The 14,445-nt window shown below is 62.0% G+C and carries 13 protein-coding genes; 11 read left to right on the plus strand and 2 right to left on the minus strand.

Annotation, left to right across the window (positions count from 1 at the left end):
• The first annotated feature begins 24 nt into the window (after window positions 1-24).
• The 5 genes from NP534_RS12270 to NP534_RS12290 all read left to right on the plus strand — a co-directional run bounded on the left by NP534_RS12270 (window position 25) and on the right by NP534_RS12290 (window position 5,477).
• The gene (locus NP534_RS12270; RefSeq protein ID WP_027592958.1) at window positions 25-528 is read left to right on the plus strand and encodes an ureidoglycolate lyase; all 504 of its coding nucleotides are present in this window, start codon (window positions 25-27) and stop codon (window positions 526-528) included.
• 43 nt (window positions 529-571) lie between these two features.
• Entirely contained in the window at window positions 572-1,900 is a 1,329-nt protein-coding gene (locus NP534_RS12275; protein ID WP_033699385.1) for a urate hydroxylase PuuD, read from the plus strand.
• A 158-nt stretch (window positions 1,901-2,058) separates the two neighbouring features.
• Window positions 2,059-3,414, plus strand: coding sequence for a nucleobase:cation symporter-2 family protein (locus tag NP534_RS12280; protein ID WP_033699386.1), 1,356 nt, complete (start codon window positions 2,059-2,061; stop codon window positions 3,412-3,414).
• 142 nt (window positions 3,415-3,556) lie between these two features.
• Window positions 3,557-4,342, plus strand: coding sequence for an outer membrane protein OmpK (locus NP534_RS12285; protein WP_033699387.1), 786 nt, complete (start codon window positions 3,557-3,559; stop codon window positions 4,340-4,342).
• Between the two features lie 352 nt (window positions 4,343-4,694).
• Window positions 4,695-5,477: an outer membrane protein OmpK gene (locus tag NP534_RS12290; protein WP_027592962.1), complete on the plus strand. Its 783-nt coding sequence runs from the start codon at window positions 4,695-4,697 to the stop codon at window positions 5,475-5,477.
• Window positions 5,478-5,520: 43 nt separating this feature from the next.
• Here NP534_RS12290 and NP534_RS12295 read toward each other — a convergent pair whose 3' ends face one another.
• Entirely contained in the window at window positions 5,521-6,435 is a 915-nt protein-coding gene (locus tag NP534_RS12295) for a DUF808 domain-containing protein (protein ID WP_274098872.1), read from the minus strand.
• A 132-nt stretch (window positions 6,436-6,567) separates the two neighbouring features.
• Here NP534_RS12295 and NP534_RS12300 point away from each other — a divergent pair, with 132 nt between their 5' ends.
• A complete protein-coding gene (locus NP534_RS12300) occupies window positions 6,568-7,179 on the plus strand; it encodes a TetR/AcrR family transcriptional regulator (protein ID WP_033699390.1) in 612 nt (203 codons plus the stop codon).
• Window positions 7,180-7,222: 43 nt separating this feature from the next.
• On the opposite strand, the gene NP534_RS12305 is transcribed toward NP534_RS12300, so the two are convergent.
• Window positions 7,223-7,663, minus strand: a complete 441-nt coding sequence (locus NP534_RS12305) for a GlcG/HbpS family heme-binding protein (RefSeq protein ID WP_033699392.1) — start codon at window positions 7,661-7,663, stop codon at window positions 7,223-7,225.
• Window positions 7,664-7,920: 257 nt separating this feature from the next.
• Here NP534_RS12305 and gcl point away from each other — a divergent pair, with 257 nt between their 5' ends.
• From gcl to pyk, 5 genes are all read left to right on the plus strand, one after another.
• Entirely contained in the window at window positions 7,921-9,696 is a 1,776-nt protein-coding gene (gene gcl, locus NP534_RS12310) for a glyoxylate carboligase (RefSeq protein WP_033699393.1), read from the plus strand.
• A 66-nt stretch (window positions 9,697-9,762) separates the two neighbouring features.
• The gene (gene hyi / locus NP534_RS12315; protein WP_033699395.1) at window positions 9,763-10,545 is read left to right on the plus strand and encodes a hydroxypyruvate isomerase; all 783 of its coding nucleotides are present in this window, start codon (window positions 9,763-9,765) and stop codon (window positions 10,543-10,545) included.
• A 72-nt stretch (window positions 10,546-10,617) separates the two neighbouring features.
• Window positions 10,618-11,511 carry a 2-hydroxy-3-oxopropionate reductase gene (locus NP534_RS12320; RefSeq protein WP_033699398.1) on the plus strand — a complete coding sequence of 298 codons (894 nt, stop codon included), beginning with the start codon at window positions 10,618-10,620 and terminating at the stop codon, window positions 11,509-11,511.
• Between the two features lie 166 nt (window positions 11,512-11,677).
• Window positions 11,678-12,952: a glycerate kinase type-2 family protein gene (locus tag NP534_RS12325; RefSeq protein WP_033699399.1), complete on the plus strand. Its 1,275-nt coding sequence runs from the start codon at window positions 11,678-11,680 to the stop codon at window positions 12,950-12,952.
• A complete protein-coding gene (gene pyk / locus NP534_RS12330) occupies window positions 12,949-14,364 on the plus strand; it encodes a pyruvate kinase (protein ID WP_274098873.1) in 1,416 nt (471 codons plus the stop codon). Before NP534_RS12325 ends, pyk begins: the two co-directional genes overlap by 4 nt.
• Window positions 14,365-14,445: the final 81 nt, after the last annotated feature.

The following is a 14,445-nucleotide window of genomic DNA, read 5'->3' on the forward strand; positions in this document are numbered from 1 at the left end:
AACGAACATAGAAGAGATAACCGCATGCGCACCCTGATGATCGAGCCCCTGACCAAAGAAGCCTTCGCCCCGTTCGGTGACGTGATCGAAACCGATGGCAGTGACCACTTCATGATCAACAACGGCTCGACCATGCGCTTTCACAAGCTCGCCACGGTCGAGACCGCCGAGCCTGAAGACAAAGCGATCATCAGCATCTTCCGCGCCGACGCGCTGGACATGCCGCTGACCGTACGCATGCTGGAACGCCATCCGCTGGGCAGCCAGGCTTTCATCCCGCTGCTCGGCAACCCCTTTCTGATCGTGGTCGCGCCCGTTGGCGATGCACCTGTATCAGGTTTGGTCCGCGCCTTCCGCAGTAACGGCAGGCAGGGCATCAATTACCATCGCGGCGTCTGGCACCACCCGGTGCTGACGATCGAAAAGCGGGATGATTTCCTGGTGGTTGATCGCAGTGGTTCTGGCAACAACTGCGATGAGCATTACTTCACCGAGGAACAGATGCTGATCCTCAATCCCCACCAATAAGAAAAGGTCGATCATCGCAAGGTGATTGGCAGAGGTACATACTGTGGAAGCACACCTTCACGAATGGCTGAACCTGAGCATTCGCTGGGTTCACATGATCACCGGTGTCGCCTGGATCGGTGCATCGTTCTACTTCGTCTGGCTGGAGAACCACCTGAACCGAAGCAACCCGCGCGATGGGTTGTCGGGTGATCTCTGGGCGATTCACGGCGGTGGTATCTACCACCTGGAGAAATACAAACTCGCACCCCCGAAAATGCCCGAGAACCTGCACTGGTTCAAATGGGAAGCCTATTTCACCTGGATGTCCGGTATCGCCCTGCTGTGCGTGGTGTTCTACTGGAACCCGGCCCTGTACCTGCTGGCCCCTGGCAGCACCCTGAGCGGTGCAGAAGGCGTGGCCATCGGTATCGGTTCGCTGATCGCCGGCTGGTTCATCTACGACTTCCTGTGCGACTCGCCCCTGGGCAAGAAGCCAGCGCTGCTCGGTGGTGTACTGTTCGTGCTGATCATCGCTGCCTGCTGGGGCTTCAGCCTGGTGTTCAGCGGCCGTGGCGCTTACCTGCACACCGGCGCGATCATCGGCACCATCATGGTCGGCAACGTGTTCCGCATCATCATGCCGGCCCAGCGCCAGCTGGTGGCCGCGATCGAGAGCAACACCACCCCCGACCCGCGCCTGCCGGCCAAGGGCCTGCTGCGCTCGCGCCACAACAACTACTTCACCCTGCCGGTGCTGTTCATCATGATCAGCAACCATTTCCCGAGCACCTACGGTAGCCAGTACAACTGGCTGATCCTGGCCGGTATCGCAGTAGCCGCGGTTCTGATCCGCCACTACTTCAACACCCGCCACGACAGCAACAAGTACGCCTGGACCCTGCCCGTCGGCGCCCTGGCGATGATCTGCCTGGCCTACGTCACCGGCCCGAAACCGATGGCCGTAAGCCCTGAGCAAGCCGCAGCGAAGATCGAGTACCAGCCGCTGCCTGCGACTGCTGTCGGTGGCAAGACCGCTGCCGAGCAGCGCGCCGAAGATGCCGCCAAGGCTGCGCAAGCGCCAGCCGCACCTGCGCAAGCACCGGCCCAGGCCGCTGCCCAGGCCGGTGGTGGCGACTTTGACAAGATCCACAATGTCATCCAGGAACGCTGCACCGTGTGCCACTCGTCGAAACCGACCAGCCCACTGTTCAGCGCCGCCCCTGCCGGCGTGATGTTCGACACCCCGCAGCAGATCCAGGCCCAGGCCGCGCGCATTCAGGCGCAAGCGGTCGCCAGCCAGATCATGCCGCTGGGCAACATCACCCAGATGACCACCGAAGAGCGCAAGCTCGTTGGTGACTGGATCGCCAAAGGCGCCCAGGTCAACTGATAGAAGCCGCAAGCTTCAAGCCTCAAGCTGTAAGTCGTAGGTAACAAGCAAGCATCGAGCGTCAAGCTCCAACGCGGATCACCAAGCTTCTTCTTGAAGCTTGCCGCTTGGAGCTTGCCGCTTGGATCCGAGAATAAAAACAAAACTCGAGGTGCTGCATGTCCGAGTCACGCAAGGCGTACATCCCTGTTGCGCCGCCGCGTCAGCCTCTGCCCCTGTTCCAACTGATTCTGGTAGGCCTGCAACATGTACTGCTGATGTACGGAGGCGCGATTGCCGTGCCTTTGATCATTGGCCAGGCTGCTGGATTGTCCCGTGAAGAAGTTGCCTTCCTGATCAACGCCGACCTGCTGGTCGCAGGCGTCGCCACCATCATCCAGTCGTTCGGTATCGGCCCGGTAGGGATCCGCATGCCGGTGATGATGGGTGCCAGCTTCGCTGCCGTCGGCAGCATGGTGGCCATGGCCGGCATGCCAGGGGTGGGCTTGCAGGGGATCTTCGGCGCGACCATCGCCGCCGGGTTCTTCGGCATGCTGATCGCGCCCTTCATGTCCAAGGTCGTGCGCTTCTTCCCGCCCCTGGTTACCGGTACCGTGATCACCTCGATCGGCCTGTCGCTGTTCCCGGTTGCGGTCAACTGGGCCGGTGGCGGCCATGAGGCAGAAGCCTTCGGTTCGCCCATCTACCTGATGGTCGCGGGCCTGGTGCTGGCCGTGATCCTGTTGATCAACCGCTTCATGCGCGGCTTCTGGGTCAACGTTTCGGTGCTGGTGGGCATGGGCCTGGGTTACATCCTGGCCGGCTCCATCGGCATGGTCGACCTGTCTGGCCTGAGCCAGGCACCGTGGCTGCAAGTGGTGACCCCACTGCACTTCGGCATGCCGACCTTCAGCCTGGCGCCGATCCTGTCGATGTGCCTGGTGGTGGTGATCATCTTCGTCGAGTCCACGGGCATGTTCCTCGCCCTGGGCAAGGTGACCGATCGTGAAGTCACCCCCGGCATGCTGCGTCGCGGCCTGCTGTGCGATGCCGGCGCGTCGTTCATCGCGGGCTTCTTCAACACCTTCACCCACTCCTCGTTCGCCCAGAACATCGGCCTGGTGCAGATGACCGGGGTACGCTGCCGCTACGTTACCGTGGTGGCCGGTGCGCTGTTGATCATGCTCAGCCTGCTGCCCAAGGCGGCCTACCTGATTGCCTCGATCCCGCCTGCGGTACTGGGCGGCGCGTCCATTGCCATGTTCGGCATGGTCACCGCCACCGGGATCAAGATTCTTCAGGAAGCGGACATCGGCGACCGTCGCAACCAGTTGCTGGTGGCGGTGAGCGTCGGTTTCGGGCTGATCCCCGTGGTGCGCCCGGATTTCTTCGCGCAGATGCCGCAGTGGATGGAACCGATCACCCACAGTGGCATCGCCATGGCCACGGTCAGTGCCCTGGTGTTGAACGTGTTGTTCAACATCCTCGGTGGCGCCGACCGCGCGGCGCATAACGACGCCTGTCACCAGCATTGAGCCCGAGGGGCGGCGCATTGGCCGCCCCTCACTCACACCCGCAGTAACCGCTACACCGTCGGCCCGCCGGAATGGGCCGCTCGGGGCGCCCCTGCGCGCTAAAAACACCGCCAACAAAAACAATAAGTCCGGGAATCACAACATGAAGCGCATCACCTCGTCCCTGTTGTTGGGCAGCAGCCTGCTGGCCACCCTCCCCTCGCATGCAGGCGAATGGCTGCAATGGCACGGCGAAAGCCTGACCTACCTGTACGGCAAGGACTTCAAGGTCAACCCTGGTATCCAGCAGACCATCACGTTCGAGCACGCCAACAAATGGAAGTACGGCGACACCTTCATGTTCGTCGACAAGATTTTCTACAACGGCAAGGCCGACCCCGGCAAAGGCGTGACCACCTACTACGGTGAGTTCAGCCCGCGCCTGTCGCTTGGCAAGATGACCGGCCACAAATTCGAGTTCGGCCCGATCAAAGACGTGCTGATCGCCATGACCTACGAGCGTGGCGAAGGCGACAACGAGGCTTACCTGATCGGCCCCGGTTTCGATCTGGCCGTCCCCGGCTTCAACTATTTCACCTTGAACTTCTATGTGCGCAACACCGAGGGCAGCCGCCCGGGTGACAACGTCTGGCAGATCACCCCGGCGTGGTCCTACACCATCCCCGTGGGCCGCTCCGACATCCTGATCGACGGTTACATGGACTGGGTGGTGGACAACGACCAGACCCGTCGCGGTACCTACCACGCCAACCTGCAGTTCAACCCACAGGTCAAGTATGACCTTGGCAAGGCCCTGAACCTGGGCGCCAAACAGTTGTACGTAGGCTTTGAATACAGCTACTGGAAGGACAAGTACGGCATCGACAGCCGTGGCAACGTGGACAGCAACCAGAGCGTCGCCAGCGCCCTGGTCAAAGTCCATTTCTAAGAAATTGACCAAACGCACAAGTTTGTTTCACAGCGCTCCAGGACGGAGCACTTGAGGACCGGCGCGCAAGCCAGTAATCTGCGCGCCCCCTCGCTCAGGGCAGAACGGATTCTGCCTGCGTTTACTGACCGCTCAGTCAATGAATTCGGGCGGTTGGCCAACGTGTTGCCAGCCTGAAAAACCCTTTTCATCCGTTCAGAACGTAGTCGAGCAGGAAGGTTGTGCCAGCCCCGAAAAGTTGGCGCAGCTCTTGCCAAACAGCTGTGGCCTATCGAAAAAAGCTGACTCAAAAGACAAAAAAGCGCCAACAACGAGCGCTGACAACAGATCAATCAAGGGAGCGACACTCGCAATGCGTACCATCAACAGCCTGATCCTCGCCGGCGGCCTGCTGGCCTGCGGCACCACCTTCGGCGGCGACCTGCTGCAGTGGCAGAACAACAGCCTCACCTACCTGTGGGGCAAGAACTTCAAGGTCAACCCCGAGATCCAGCAGACGGTGACGTTCGAGCATGCCGATGGCTGGAAGTACGGCGACAACTTCATCTTCGTCGACAAGATCTTCTACCAGGGCAAAAAAGACGCCGGGAACGGCCCCAACACCTACTACGGTGAAATCAGCCCGCGCCTGTCGTTTGGCAAGATCTTCGACCAGAAGCTGGCGTTCGGCCCGGTCAAGGACGTGCTGTTGGCGATGACCTACGAGTTTGGCGAGGGGGATACCGAGTCTTACCTGATCGGCCCTGGCTTCGACCTGGACATCCCCGGTTTCGACTACTTCCAGCTGAACTTCTACCAGCGCACCACCGATGGCAGCCGCGCGGGTGACAACGTCTGGCAGATTACCCCGGTGTGGTCGTACACCATCCCTGTGGGCTCGTCCGACATCCTCATCGACGGCTTCATGGACTGGGTGGTGGACAACGACGAGAACCGTCGCGGTACCTACCAGGCCAACCTGCACTTCAACCCGCAGGTCAAATATGACCTGGGCAAGGCGTTGCACCTGGGTGAGAAGCAGCTGTACGTAGGTTTTGAGTACGACTACTGGAAGAACAAGTACGGCATCAAGGACAGCGATGCCTTCACGACCGACCAGAATACGGCGAGCTTCCTGGTCAAGGTTCACTTCTGACCTGAAAGACCACAGGGGCCGCTTTGCGGCCCCTGTGTCACAGTCACTGAGCCGGGCGCATTACCCGCCACAACTTGCTCAAACCGCTCACTACCGCCAACACGGCAGCGCCCGCAACAATGCCCACACCCCCGTTGAGCAATGCGCCCGTCAGCGCCCCGCCGCGCCCTTCGCTGAACGCCTCGATCGCATGATGCAACGGCCCGATGCCATGCACCAGAATCCCGCCGCCGACCAAGAACATCGCCGCAGTGCCGATCACCGACAGGCTTTTCATCATGTAAGGCGCCGCGCGCAGGATGCCGTTACCCACCACCTGCGCCAGCTTCGACGCCTTCTGCGTCATCCACAGGCCAAGGTCATCGAGCTTGACGATGCCGCCTACCAGCCCGTAAACGCCGATGGTCATGACAATGGCGATACCCGACAGCACGATGATCTGCTGGGTCAACGGCGCATCGGCCACGGTGCCCAGGGTAATGGCGATGATTTCTGCCGAGAGGATGAAGTCGGTGCGTACCGCGCCCTTGATCTTGGTTTTCTCGAAGGCCACCAGGTCGACATTGGCGTCGGCCACGGCTTCCTTGCGCGCCTCATGCTGCGCGTCGTCCTCTTCCTTGCTGTGCAAGAACTTGTGCGCGAGTTTTTCGAAGCCCTCGAAGCACAGGTAAGCGCCGCCGATCATCAACAAGGGCGTTACCGCCCAAGGGATGAACGCACTGATCAGCAACGCCGCCGGCACCAGGATCGCCTTGTTGACGAACGAGCCCTTGGCCACCGCCCACACCACCGGGATCTCGCGCTCGGCCCGTACGCCAGTGACCTGCTGAGCATTGAGCGCCAGGTCGTCACCTAATACGCCAGCAGTCTTCTTCGCCGCGACTTTGGTCATGAGTGACACGTCGTCGAGCACCGTGGCGATGTCGTCGATCAGTACCAGTAGACTGCTGCCTGCCATGTTTGCCTGTTTCCCGTGAAATGAATGTGCCGGAGTCTAGCCGAAAGTCGCTGCCTTGAGCGCCCGTCGAGCCCGGTGCTACCATGCCCGATCCCTCTTAGAGGTGGCCAGACACGAGGAAGATCCCTGACCATGAGCACCATTCGCGAGCGCAACAAGGAACTGATCCTGCGCGCGGCCAGCGAGGAATTCGCAGACAAGGGCTTCGCCGCCACCAAGACCAGCGATATCGCGGCCAAGGCCGGCCTGCCCAAACCAAACGTGTACTACTACTTCAAATCCAAGGACAACCTCTACCGCGAGGTCCTGGAGAGCATCATCGCGCCGATCATGCAGGCCTCGACGCCGTTCAATGCCGACGGTGACCCCAAGGAAGTGTTGAGTTCGTACATTCGCTCGAAGATCCGCATCTCGCGCGACCTGCCGCATGCATCCAAGGTGTTTGCCAGCGAGATCATGCACGGTGCGCCGCATTTGTCGCCCAACCAGGTCGAGCAGCTCAACGAACAGGCGCGGCACAACATCGAGTGCATCCAGGGCTGGATCGAGCGCGGGCAGATTGCCAATGTGGATGCGCATCACCTGATGTTCAGCATCTGGGCGGCGACCCAGACCTATGCCGATTTCGATTGGCAGATCTCGGCGGTGACGGGCAAGGCCAAGCTGGCCGACAGTGATTATGACGCGGCGGCCGAGACCATCATTCGGCTGGTGCTCAAGGGCTGTGAGCCTGAGGCGGCCTGATCGGGCCAATGGGGCTGCATAGCAGCCCCAACAATCTAAGCTATTACGCCGCCACCCCCGCATCCGCCGTCAACCCAACCTCCTCGATCGCACTGATCGCGCACTGCTCGTCGATATCCGACGTATCGCCGCTGATCCCCACCGCACCCAGCACCTTGCCGTCCTGATCACGAATCAGCACGCCACCCGGCGCCGGCACCACCGGCCGCTCCCCTAACCCATTCAGCGCGGCAAAGAACGCCGGCCGTTGCTGCGCATCCAGCGCCAGCAAACGCGAGCCCTTGCCCAAGGCAATCGCACCCCAGGCTTTACCGGTAGCCACTTCCGGGCGAATCAGGCTAGCGCCATCCTCCCGCTGCAGCGCCAGCACGTGCCCGCCCGCATCCAGCACCGCCACGGTCAGTGGCGCCGCATTGATCTTGCGGCCTGCGGCCAGCGCGGCATTCACCAGGCTTACCGCGACTTTCAGGTTCAGAACGTTCATGAAAAGGTCCTCTTCTTGTTGTGAGAAGCCCTGAGGGCAGTTGAAAACCGATAACCTAAATAGAACACAACGAAAGATATTTTTGTATACAATATTTTTAAACGATCGTACCAGATCCGACAGAACCCAGTTTTCACGGGCTCTCCGACGAAAGCCACCTTCCCCGATGAAAATCCATTGACCTAGCCCGCCAGGCGTGAATACACTCTGTCGCAAAGCAAGTTGTATACAATTACAAAATCGATGAGGCACAACCCATGAGCAAAATGAGAGCAATCGATGCAGCCGTTCTGGTCATGCGCCGTGAAGGTGTAGATACCGCGTTCGGCATCCCAGGGGCTGCCATCAACCCGCTGTACTCAGCCCTGAAAAAAGTCGGTGGCATCGATCACGTCCTCGCTCGTCACGTCGAAGGTGCCTCGCACATGGCCGAGGGCTACACCCGTGCCAACCCAGGCAACATCGGCGTGTGCATCGGTACCTCCGGCCCTGCCGGCACCGACATGGTCACCGGCCTGTACAGCGCGTCGGCCGACTCCATTCCAATCCTCTGCATCACTGGCCAAGCCCCGCGTGCACGTCTGCACAAGGAAGACTTCCAGGCTGTCGACATCACCAGCATCGTCAAGCCGGTCACCAAGTGGGCCACCACCGTACTGGAGCCAGGCCAAGTGCCTTACGCGTTCCAGAAGGCCTTCTATGAAATGCGTACCGGCCGCCCAGGCCCGGTACTGATCGACCTGCCGTTCGACGTGCAGATGGCCGAAATCGAATTCGACATCGACGCCTACGAGCCGCTGGCCGTCAACAAGCCATCCGCCACTCGCGTCCAGGCCGAAAAAGCCCTGGCCCTGCTCAATGATGCCGAGCGCCCACTGCTGGTTGCAGGTGGCGGCATCATCAACGCCGACGCCAGCGACAAGCTGGTCGAGTTCGCCGAGCTGACCGGCGTACCGGTGATTCCGACCCTGATGGGCTGGGGCACCATCCCGGACGACCACGCCCTGATGGTTGGCATGGTCGGCCTGCAGACTTCGCACCGCTACGGCAACGCCACCCTGCTGAAATCCGACCTGGTGTTCGGTATCGGTAACCGTTGGGCCAACCGCCACACCGGCTCCGTCGATGTTTACACCGAAGGCCGCAAGTTCGTGCACGTGGACATCGAGCCAACCCAGATCGGCCGCGTGTTCACTCCCGACCTGGGCATCGTTTCAGACGCTGGCAAGGCACTGGACGTGTTCCTCGAAGTGGCCCGCGAGTGGAAAGCCGCCGGCAAGCTCAAGGACCGCAGCGCCTGGCTGGAAGACTGCCAGCAGCGCAAGGCCAGCCTGCAGCGCAAGACCCACTTCGACAACGTGCCGGTCAAGCCGCAGCGCGTGTACGAAGAGATGAACCAGGTATTCGGCAAGGACACCTGCTACGTCAGCACCATCGGCCTGTCGCAGATCGCCGGTGCGCAGTTCCTGCACGTGTACAAGCCACGCAACTGGATCAACTGCGGCCAGGCCGGCCCGCTGGGCTGGACCATCCCTGCTGCCCTGGGCGTGGTCAAGGCCGACCCATCGCGCAAGGTTGTCGCCCTGTCGGGTGACTACGACTTCCAGTTCATGATCGAAGAACTGGCTGTCGGTGCGCAGTTCAACCTGCCGTACGTTCACGTGCTGGTGAACAACGCCTACCTCGGCCTGATCCGCCAGGCGCAGCGTGGCTTCGACATGGATTACTGTGTACAACTGGCGTTCGAGAACATCAACTCGACCGACGCTGCCAGCTACGGTGTCGACCACGTTGCCGTGGTCGAAGGCCTGGGCTGCAAAGCCATCCGCGTATTCGAACCAGGCGAAATCGCCCCTGCCCTGCTCAAGGCGCAGAAGATGGCCGAAGAGTTCCGCGTGCCGGTCGTGGTCGAGGTGATCCTCGAGCGTGTCACCAACATTTCCATGGGTACCGAGATCAACGCCGTCAACGAGTTCGAAGACCTGGCCCTGGTCGGCAACGACGCGCCAACCGCGATCTCGATGCTCGACTGATTGCCTGACGCCCCCGTGCATCCCGCCTATGTGGCGCCGGGGGCTTTAATCTGCAAGGAGACAACCATGCCTCGCTTCGCTGCCAACCTGTCCATGCTGTTCACCGAACAGGACTTCCTGGCCCGCTTCAAGGCCGCCGCCGATGCTGGTTTCAGCGGTGTCGAATACCTCTTCCCGTACGATTTCAGCGCTGCCGAAATCAAGCAACAGCTCGACGCTCACGGCCTGACCCAGGTGTTGTTCAACCTGCCGGCCGGCGATTGGGGCAAGGGCGAACGCGGTATTGCCTGCCACCCGGACCGCGTCGAAGAATTCCGCGCCGGCGTCGACAAGGCCATCGAATACGCCAAGGTACTGGGCAACACCCAGGTCAACGCCTTGGCCGGCATTCGCCCGCAGGGCCTGCAATGCGCCGATGTGCGCAAGACCTTCGTCGACAACCTGCGCTTTGCCGCCGACAAGCTCAAGGCCGCAGGCATTCGCCTGGTCATGGAAATGATCAACACCCGCGACATCCCAGGCTTCTACCTGAACACCACCCAGCAAGCTCTGGACATCCAGGCCGAAGTTGGCAGCGACAACCTGTTCCTGCAATACGACATCTACCACATGCAGATCATGGAAGGTGACCTGGCCCGCACCATCGAGGGCAACCTGAAACTGATCAACCACATCCAGCTGGCCGACAACCCGGGCCGCAACGAACCAGGCACCGGCGAGATCAACTACCGCTTCCTGTTCGAGCACCTGGACCGCATCGGCTACCAGGGCTGGGTGGGCGCGGAATACAAGCCACTGACCACGACCGAAGCAGGTCTGGGCTGGCTGAAGACCCACAATGCAATCTGAAGGCTAGAGCCCCCGCCCCGACAGGGGCCGGGTCGCGCTTGAGATTCTATAAATACAAAGAGGCACATTCTCATGGCTAAAATCGGTTTTATCGGCACCGGCATCATGGGCAAGCCCATGGCTCAGAACCTGCAAAAAGCAGGTCACAGCCTGTTCGTCTCCACCCACCACGATGCTGCCCCGGCCGACCTGATCGCCGCCGGCGCCGTGGCCCTGGCCAACCCGAAAGAAGTTGCCCAGGAAGCTGAGTTCATCATCGTCATGGTCCCCGACACCCCACAGGTCGAAGCCGTCCTGTTCGGTGAAAACGGCGTGGCCGAAGGTGTGGGCCCGAACAAGGTAGTGATCGACATGAGCTCGATCTCGCCTACCGCCACCAAGGCCTTCGCCGAGAAGATTAAGGCCACTGGCGCCGCCTACCTGGACGCCCCGGTGTCCGGCGGTGAAGTCGGTGCCAAGGCCGCGACCCTGAGCATCATGGTCGGCGGTTGCCCGAAAGCCTTCGAGCGCGCACTGCCGCTGTTCGAAGCCATGGGCAAGAACATCACCCGCGTAGGTGGCAACGGCGACGGCCAGACCGCCAAGGTCGCCAACCAGATCATCGTCGCCCTGAACATCCAGGCCGTCAGCGAAGCGCTGCTGTTCGCCGCCAAGAACGGCGCCGACCCTGCCAAAGTGCGTGAAGCACTGATGGGCGGCTTCGCTTCGTCGAAAATCCTCGAAGTGCACGCCGAGCGCATGATCAAAGGCACCTTCGACCCAGGCTTCCGCATCAACCTGCACCAGAAGGACCTGAACCTGGCCCTGCAAGGCGCCAAGGAGCTGGGCATCAACCTGCCCAACACCTCCAACGCCCAGCAAGTGTTCAACACCTGCCAGGCCCTGGGCGGCGGCAACTGGGACCACTCGGCGCTGATCAAAGGCCTGGAGCACATGGCCAACTTCTCGATCCGCGACGAGAAATAAGCTTCAAGCTGTAAGCCTTGAGCGGCAAGCAAAAGCAGGTCTGCTTTTACTTGTGGCTTGTAGCTTGAAGCTTGCAGCTCTGGGGACCGCCCCTGGTTCGGCCTGCACGGAGGCAGTTCCAGGGGCGTTTTCGATTCTGCAGAACAACAATAATTGGGAGCCTGCCATGTCGGTCGATCCGCAAAAAATTCTTCGCGAGCTGTTCGACACAGCCATCGCCGCCGCCCACCCGCGCCAAGTCCTCGAACCCTACCTGCCCGCCGACCGTAGCGGCCGGGTCATCGTCATCGGCGCCGGCAAGGCCGCAGCCGCCATGGCCGAAGTGGTCGAGAAAAGCTGGCAGGGCGAAGTGTCCGGCCTCGTCGTCACCCGCTACGGCCACGGCGCCAACTGCCAGAAGATCGAGGTGGTCGAAGCCGCCCACCCGGTCCCCGATGCCGCTGGCCTGGCCGTGGCCAAACGCGTGCTGGAACTGGTCAGCAACCTGAACGAAGACGACCGCGTCATCTTCCTGCTGTCTGGTGGCGGTTCGGCCCTGTTGGCCCTGCCTGCCGAGGGCCTGACCCTGGCCGACAAGCAGCACATCAACAAGGCACTGCTCAAGTCTGGCGCCACCATCGGCGAGATGAACTGCGTGCGCAAGCACCTCTCGGCGATCAAGGGCGGCCGCCTGGCCAAAGCCTGCTGGCCCGCCACCGTCTACACCTATGCGATTTCCGATGTGCCTGGCGACCTGGCCACCGTCATCGCCTCCGGCCCCACCGTCGCCGACCCGAGCACCAGCGCCGACGCCCTGGCCATCCTCAAGCGCTACAGCATCGACGCGCCCAAGGCGGTCATCGACTGGCTCAACAACCCAGCCTCGGAAACCGTCAAGGCCGATGACCCAGCCCTGGCGCGCAGCCATTTCCAATTGATCGCCAAGCCCCAGCAATCGCTGGAAGCCGCTGCGGTCAAAGCCCGCCAGGCCGGTTTCAGCCCGCTGATTCTCGGCGACCTGGAAGGCGAGTCGCGCGAAGTGGCCAAGGTGCACGCCGGTATTGCCCGGCAGATCGTGCTGCACGGACAGCCGCTCAAGGCGCCCTGCGTAATCCTCTCTGGCGGTGAAACCACCGTCACCGTGCGCGGCAACGGCCGTGGCGGGCGCAACGCCGAGTTCCTGCTCAGCCTCACCGAGAACCTCAAGGGCCTGCCAGGCGTGTACGCCCTGGCCGGTGACACCGACGGCATCGATGGCTCCGAAGAAAACGCCGGTGCCTTCATGACCCCGGGCAGCTACGCCCGTGCCGAAGCCCTGGGCCTTTCGGCCAGCGACGAGTTGGACAACAACAACGGCTACGGCTACTTCGCCGCGCTCGATGCGTTGATCGTCACCGAGCCGACGCGCACCAACGTCAACGACTTCCGCGCCATCCTGATCCTCGAGACTCCGCAATCATGACGCCTGATAAAAAAGTCAAAATCCTCGCCACCCTCGGCCCTGCGACCCAGGGTATCGACGACATCCGCCAACTGGTCGAAGCCGGGGTGAACATCTTCCGCCTCAACTTCAGCCACGGCGAGCACGCCGACCACGCCATGCGCTACCAGTGGATCCGTGAAGTCGAGCAGCAACTGAACTACCCGCTAGGCATCCTCATGGACTTGCAGGGGCCGAAGCTGCGCGTTGGCCGCTTTGCCGAAGGCAAGGTGCAGCTGCAGCGCGGCCAGGCCCTGCGCCTGGACCTGGACAAAGCCCCGGGCGACAACCGCCGGGTCAACCTGCCACACCCGGAGATCATCGCCGCGCTGGAGCCAGGCATGGACCTGCTGCTGGATGACGGCAAGCTGCGCCTGCGGGTGACCGCCAAGCACAGCGATGCCATCGACACCGAAGTGCTGGCCGGTGGCGAGCTGTCCGACCGCAAGGGCGTCAACGTGCCGCAAGCGGTGCTGGCGCTCTCCCCGCTGACTGAAAAAGACCGTCTCGACCTGGCCTTTGGCCTTGAACTGGGCGTGGACTGGGTGGCCCTGTCGTTCGTGCAGCGCCCGGAAGACATTACCGAAGCGCGCCAGTTGATCGGTGACCGCGCCTACCTGATGGCCAAGATCGAGAAGCCATCCGCAGTCGAACAGCTGCAGGCGATCGCCGAGCTGTCCGACGCGATCATGGTGGCCCGTGGCGACCTGGGCGTGGAAGTGCCGGCCGAAAGTGTGCCGCAGATCCAGAAGCGCATTATCGGCACCTGCCGCCAGCTGGGCAAACCGGTGGTGGTGGCCACGCAGATGCTTGAGTCGATGCGCTTCTCGCCAGCCCCGACCCGCGCCGAAGTCACCGACGTGGCCAACGCCGTGGCCGAAGGTGCCGATGCGGTGATGCTGTCGGCCGAGACTGCGTCGGGCGATTACCCGCTGGAAGCCGTGCAGATGATGAGCAAGATCATCCGCCAGGTGGAGAACGGCCCGGACTACCAGGCCCAGCTCGACGTTGGCCGGCCAAAAGCCGAGGCCACCGTGTCGGACGCCATCAGCTGCGCGATCCGCCGTATCAGCGGCATCCTGCCGGTGGCGGTGCTGGTCAACTACAGCGAGTCGGGCGCCTCGACCCTGCGCGCCGCCCGCGAGCGACCACGGGCACCGATCCTCAACCTGACGCCGAACTTGAACACCGCGCGTCGCCTGAGCGTGGCCTGGGGCGTGCACTCGGTGGTCAACGACCGCCTGCGCCAGGTTGACGAGATCTGCTCGACGGCGTTGGAGATTGCCCAGGCGCAAGGCATGGCCAGCCGCGGTGACACGCTGCTGATCACCGCGGGTGTGCCTTTCGGCAAGCCAGGCTCGACTAATACGCTACGGATCGAGACCTTGGTCTGATTCTGGGCCCTTTCGCGGGGCAAGCCCGCTCCCACAGGGACTGCATGGCATTCAATTGCCTTGCGAGAACGGAAAAGCGTC

Origin of the sequence: Pseudomonas sp. 39004 (assembly GCF_028682155.1) — a bacterium.
Lineage (GTDB): Bacteria > Pseudomonadota > Gammaproteobacteria > Pseudomonadales > Pseudomonadaceae > Aquipseudomonas > Aquipseudomonas capeferrum.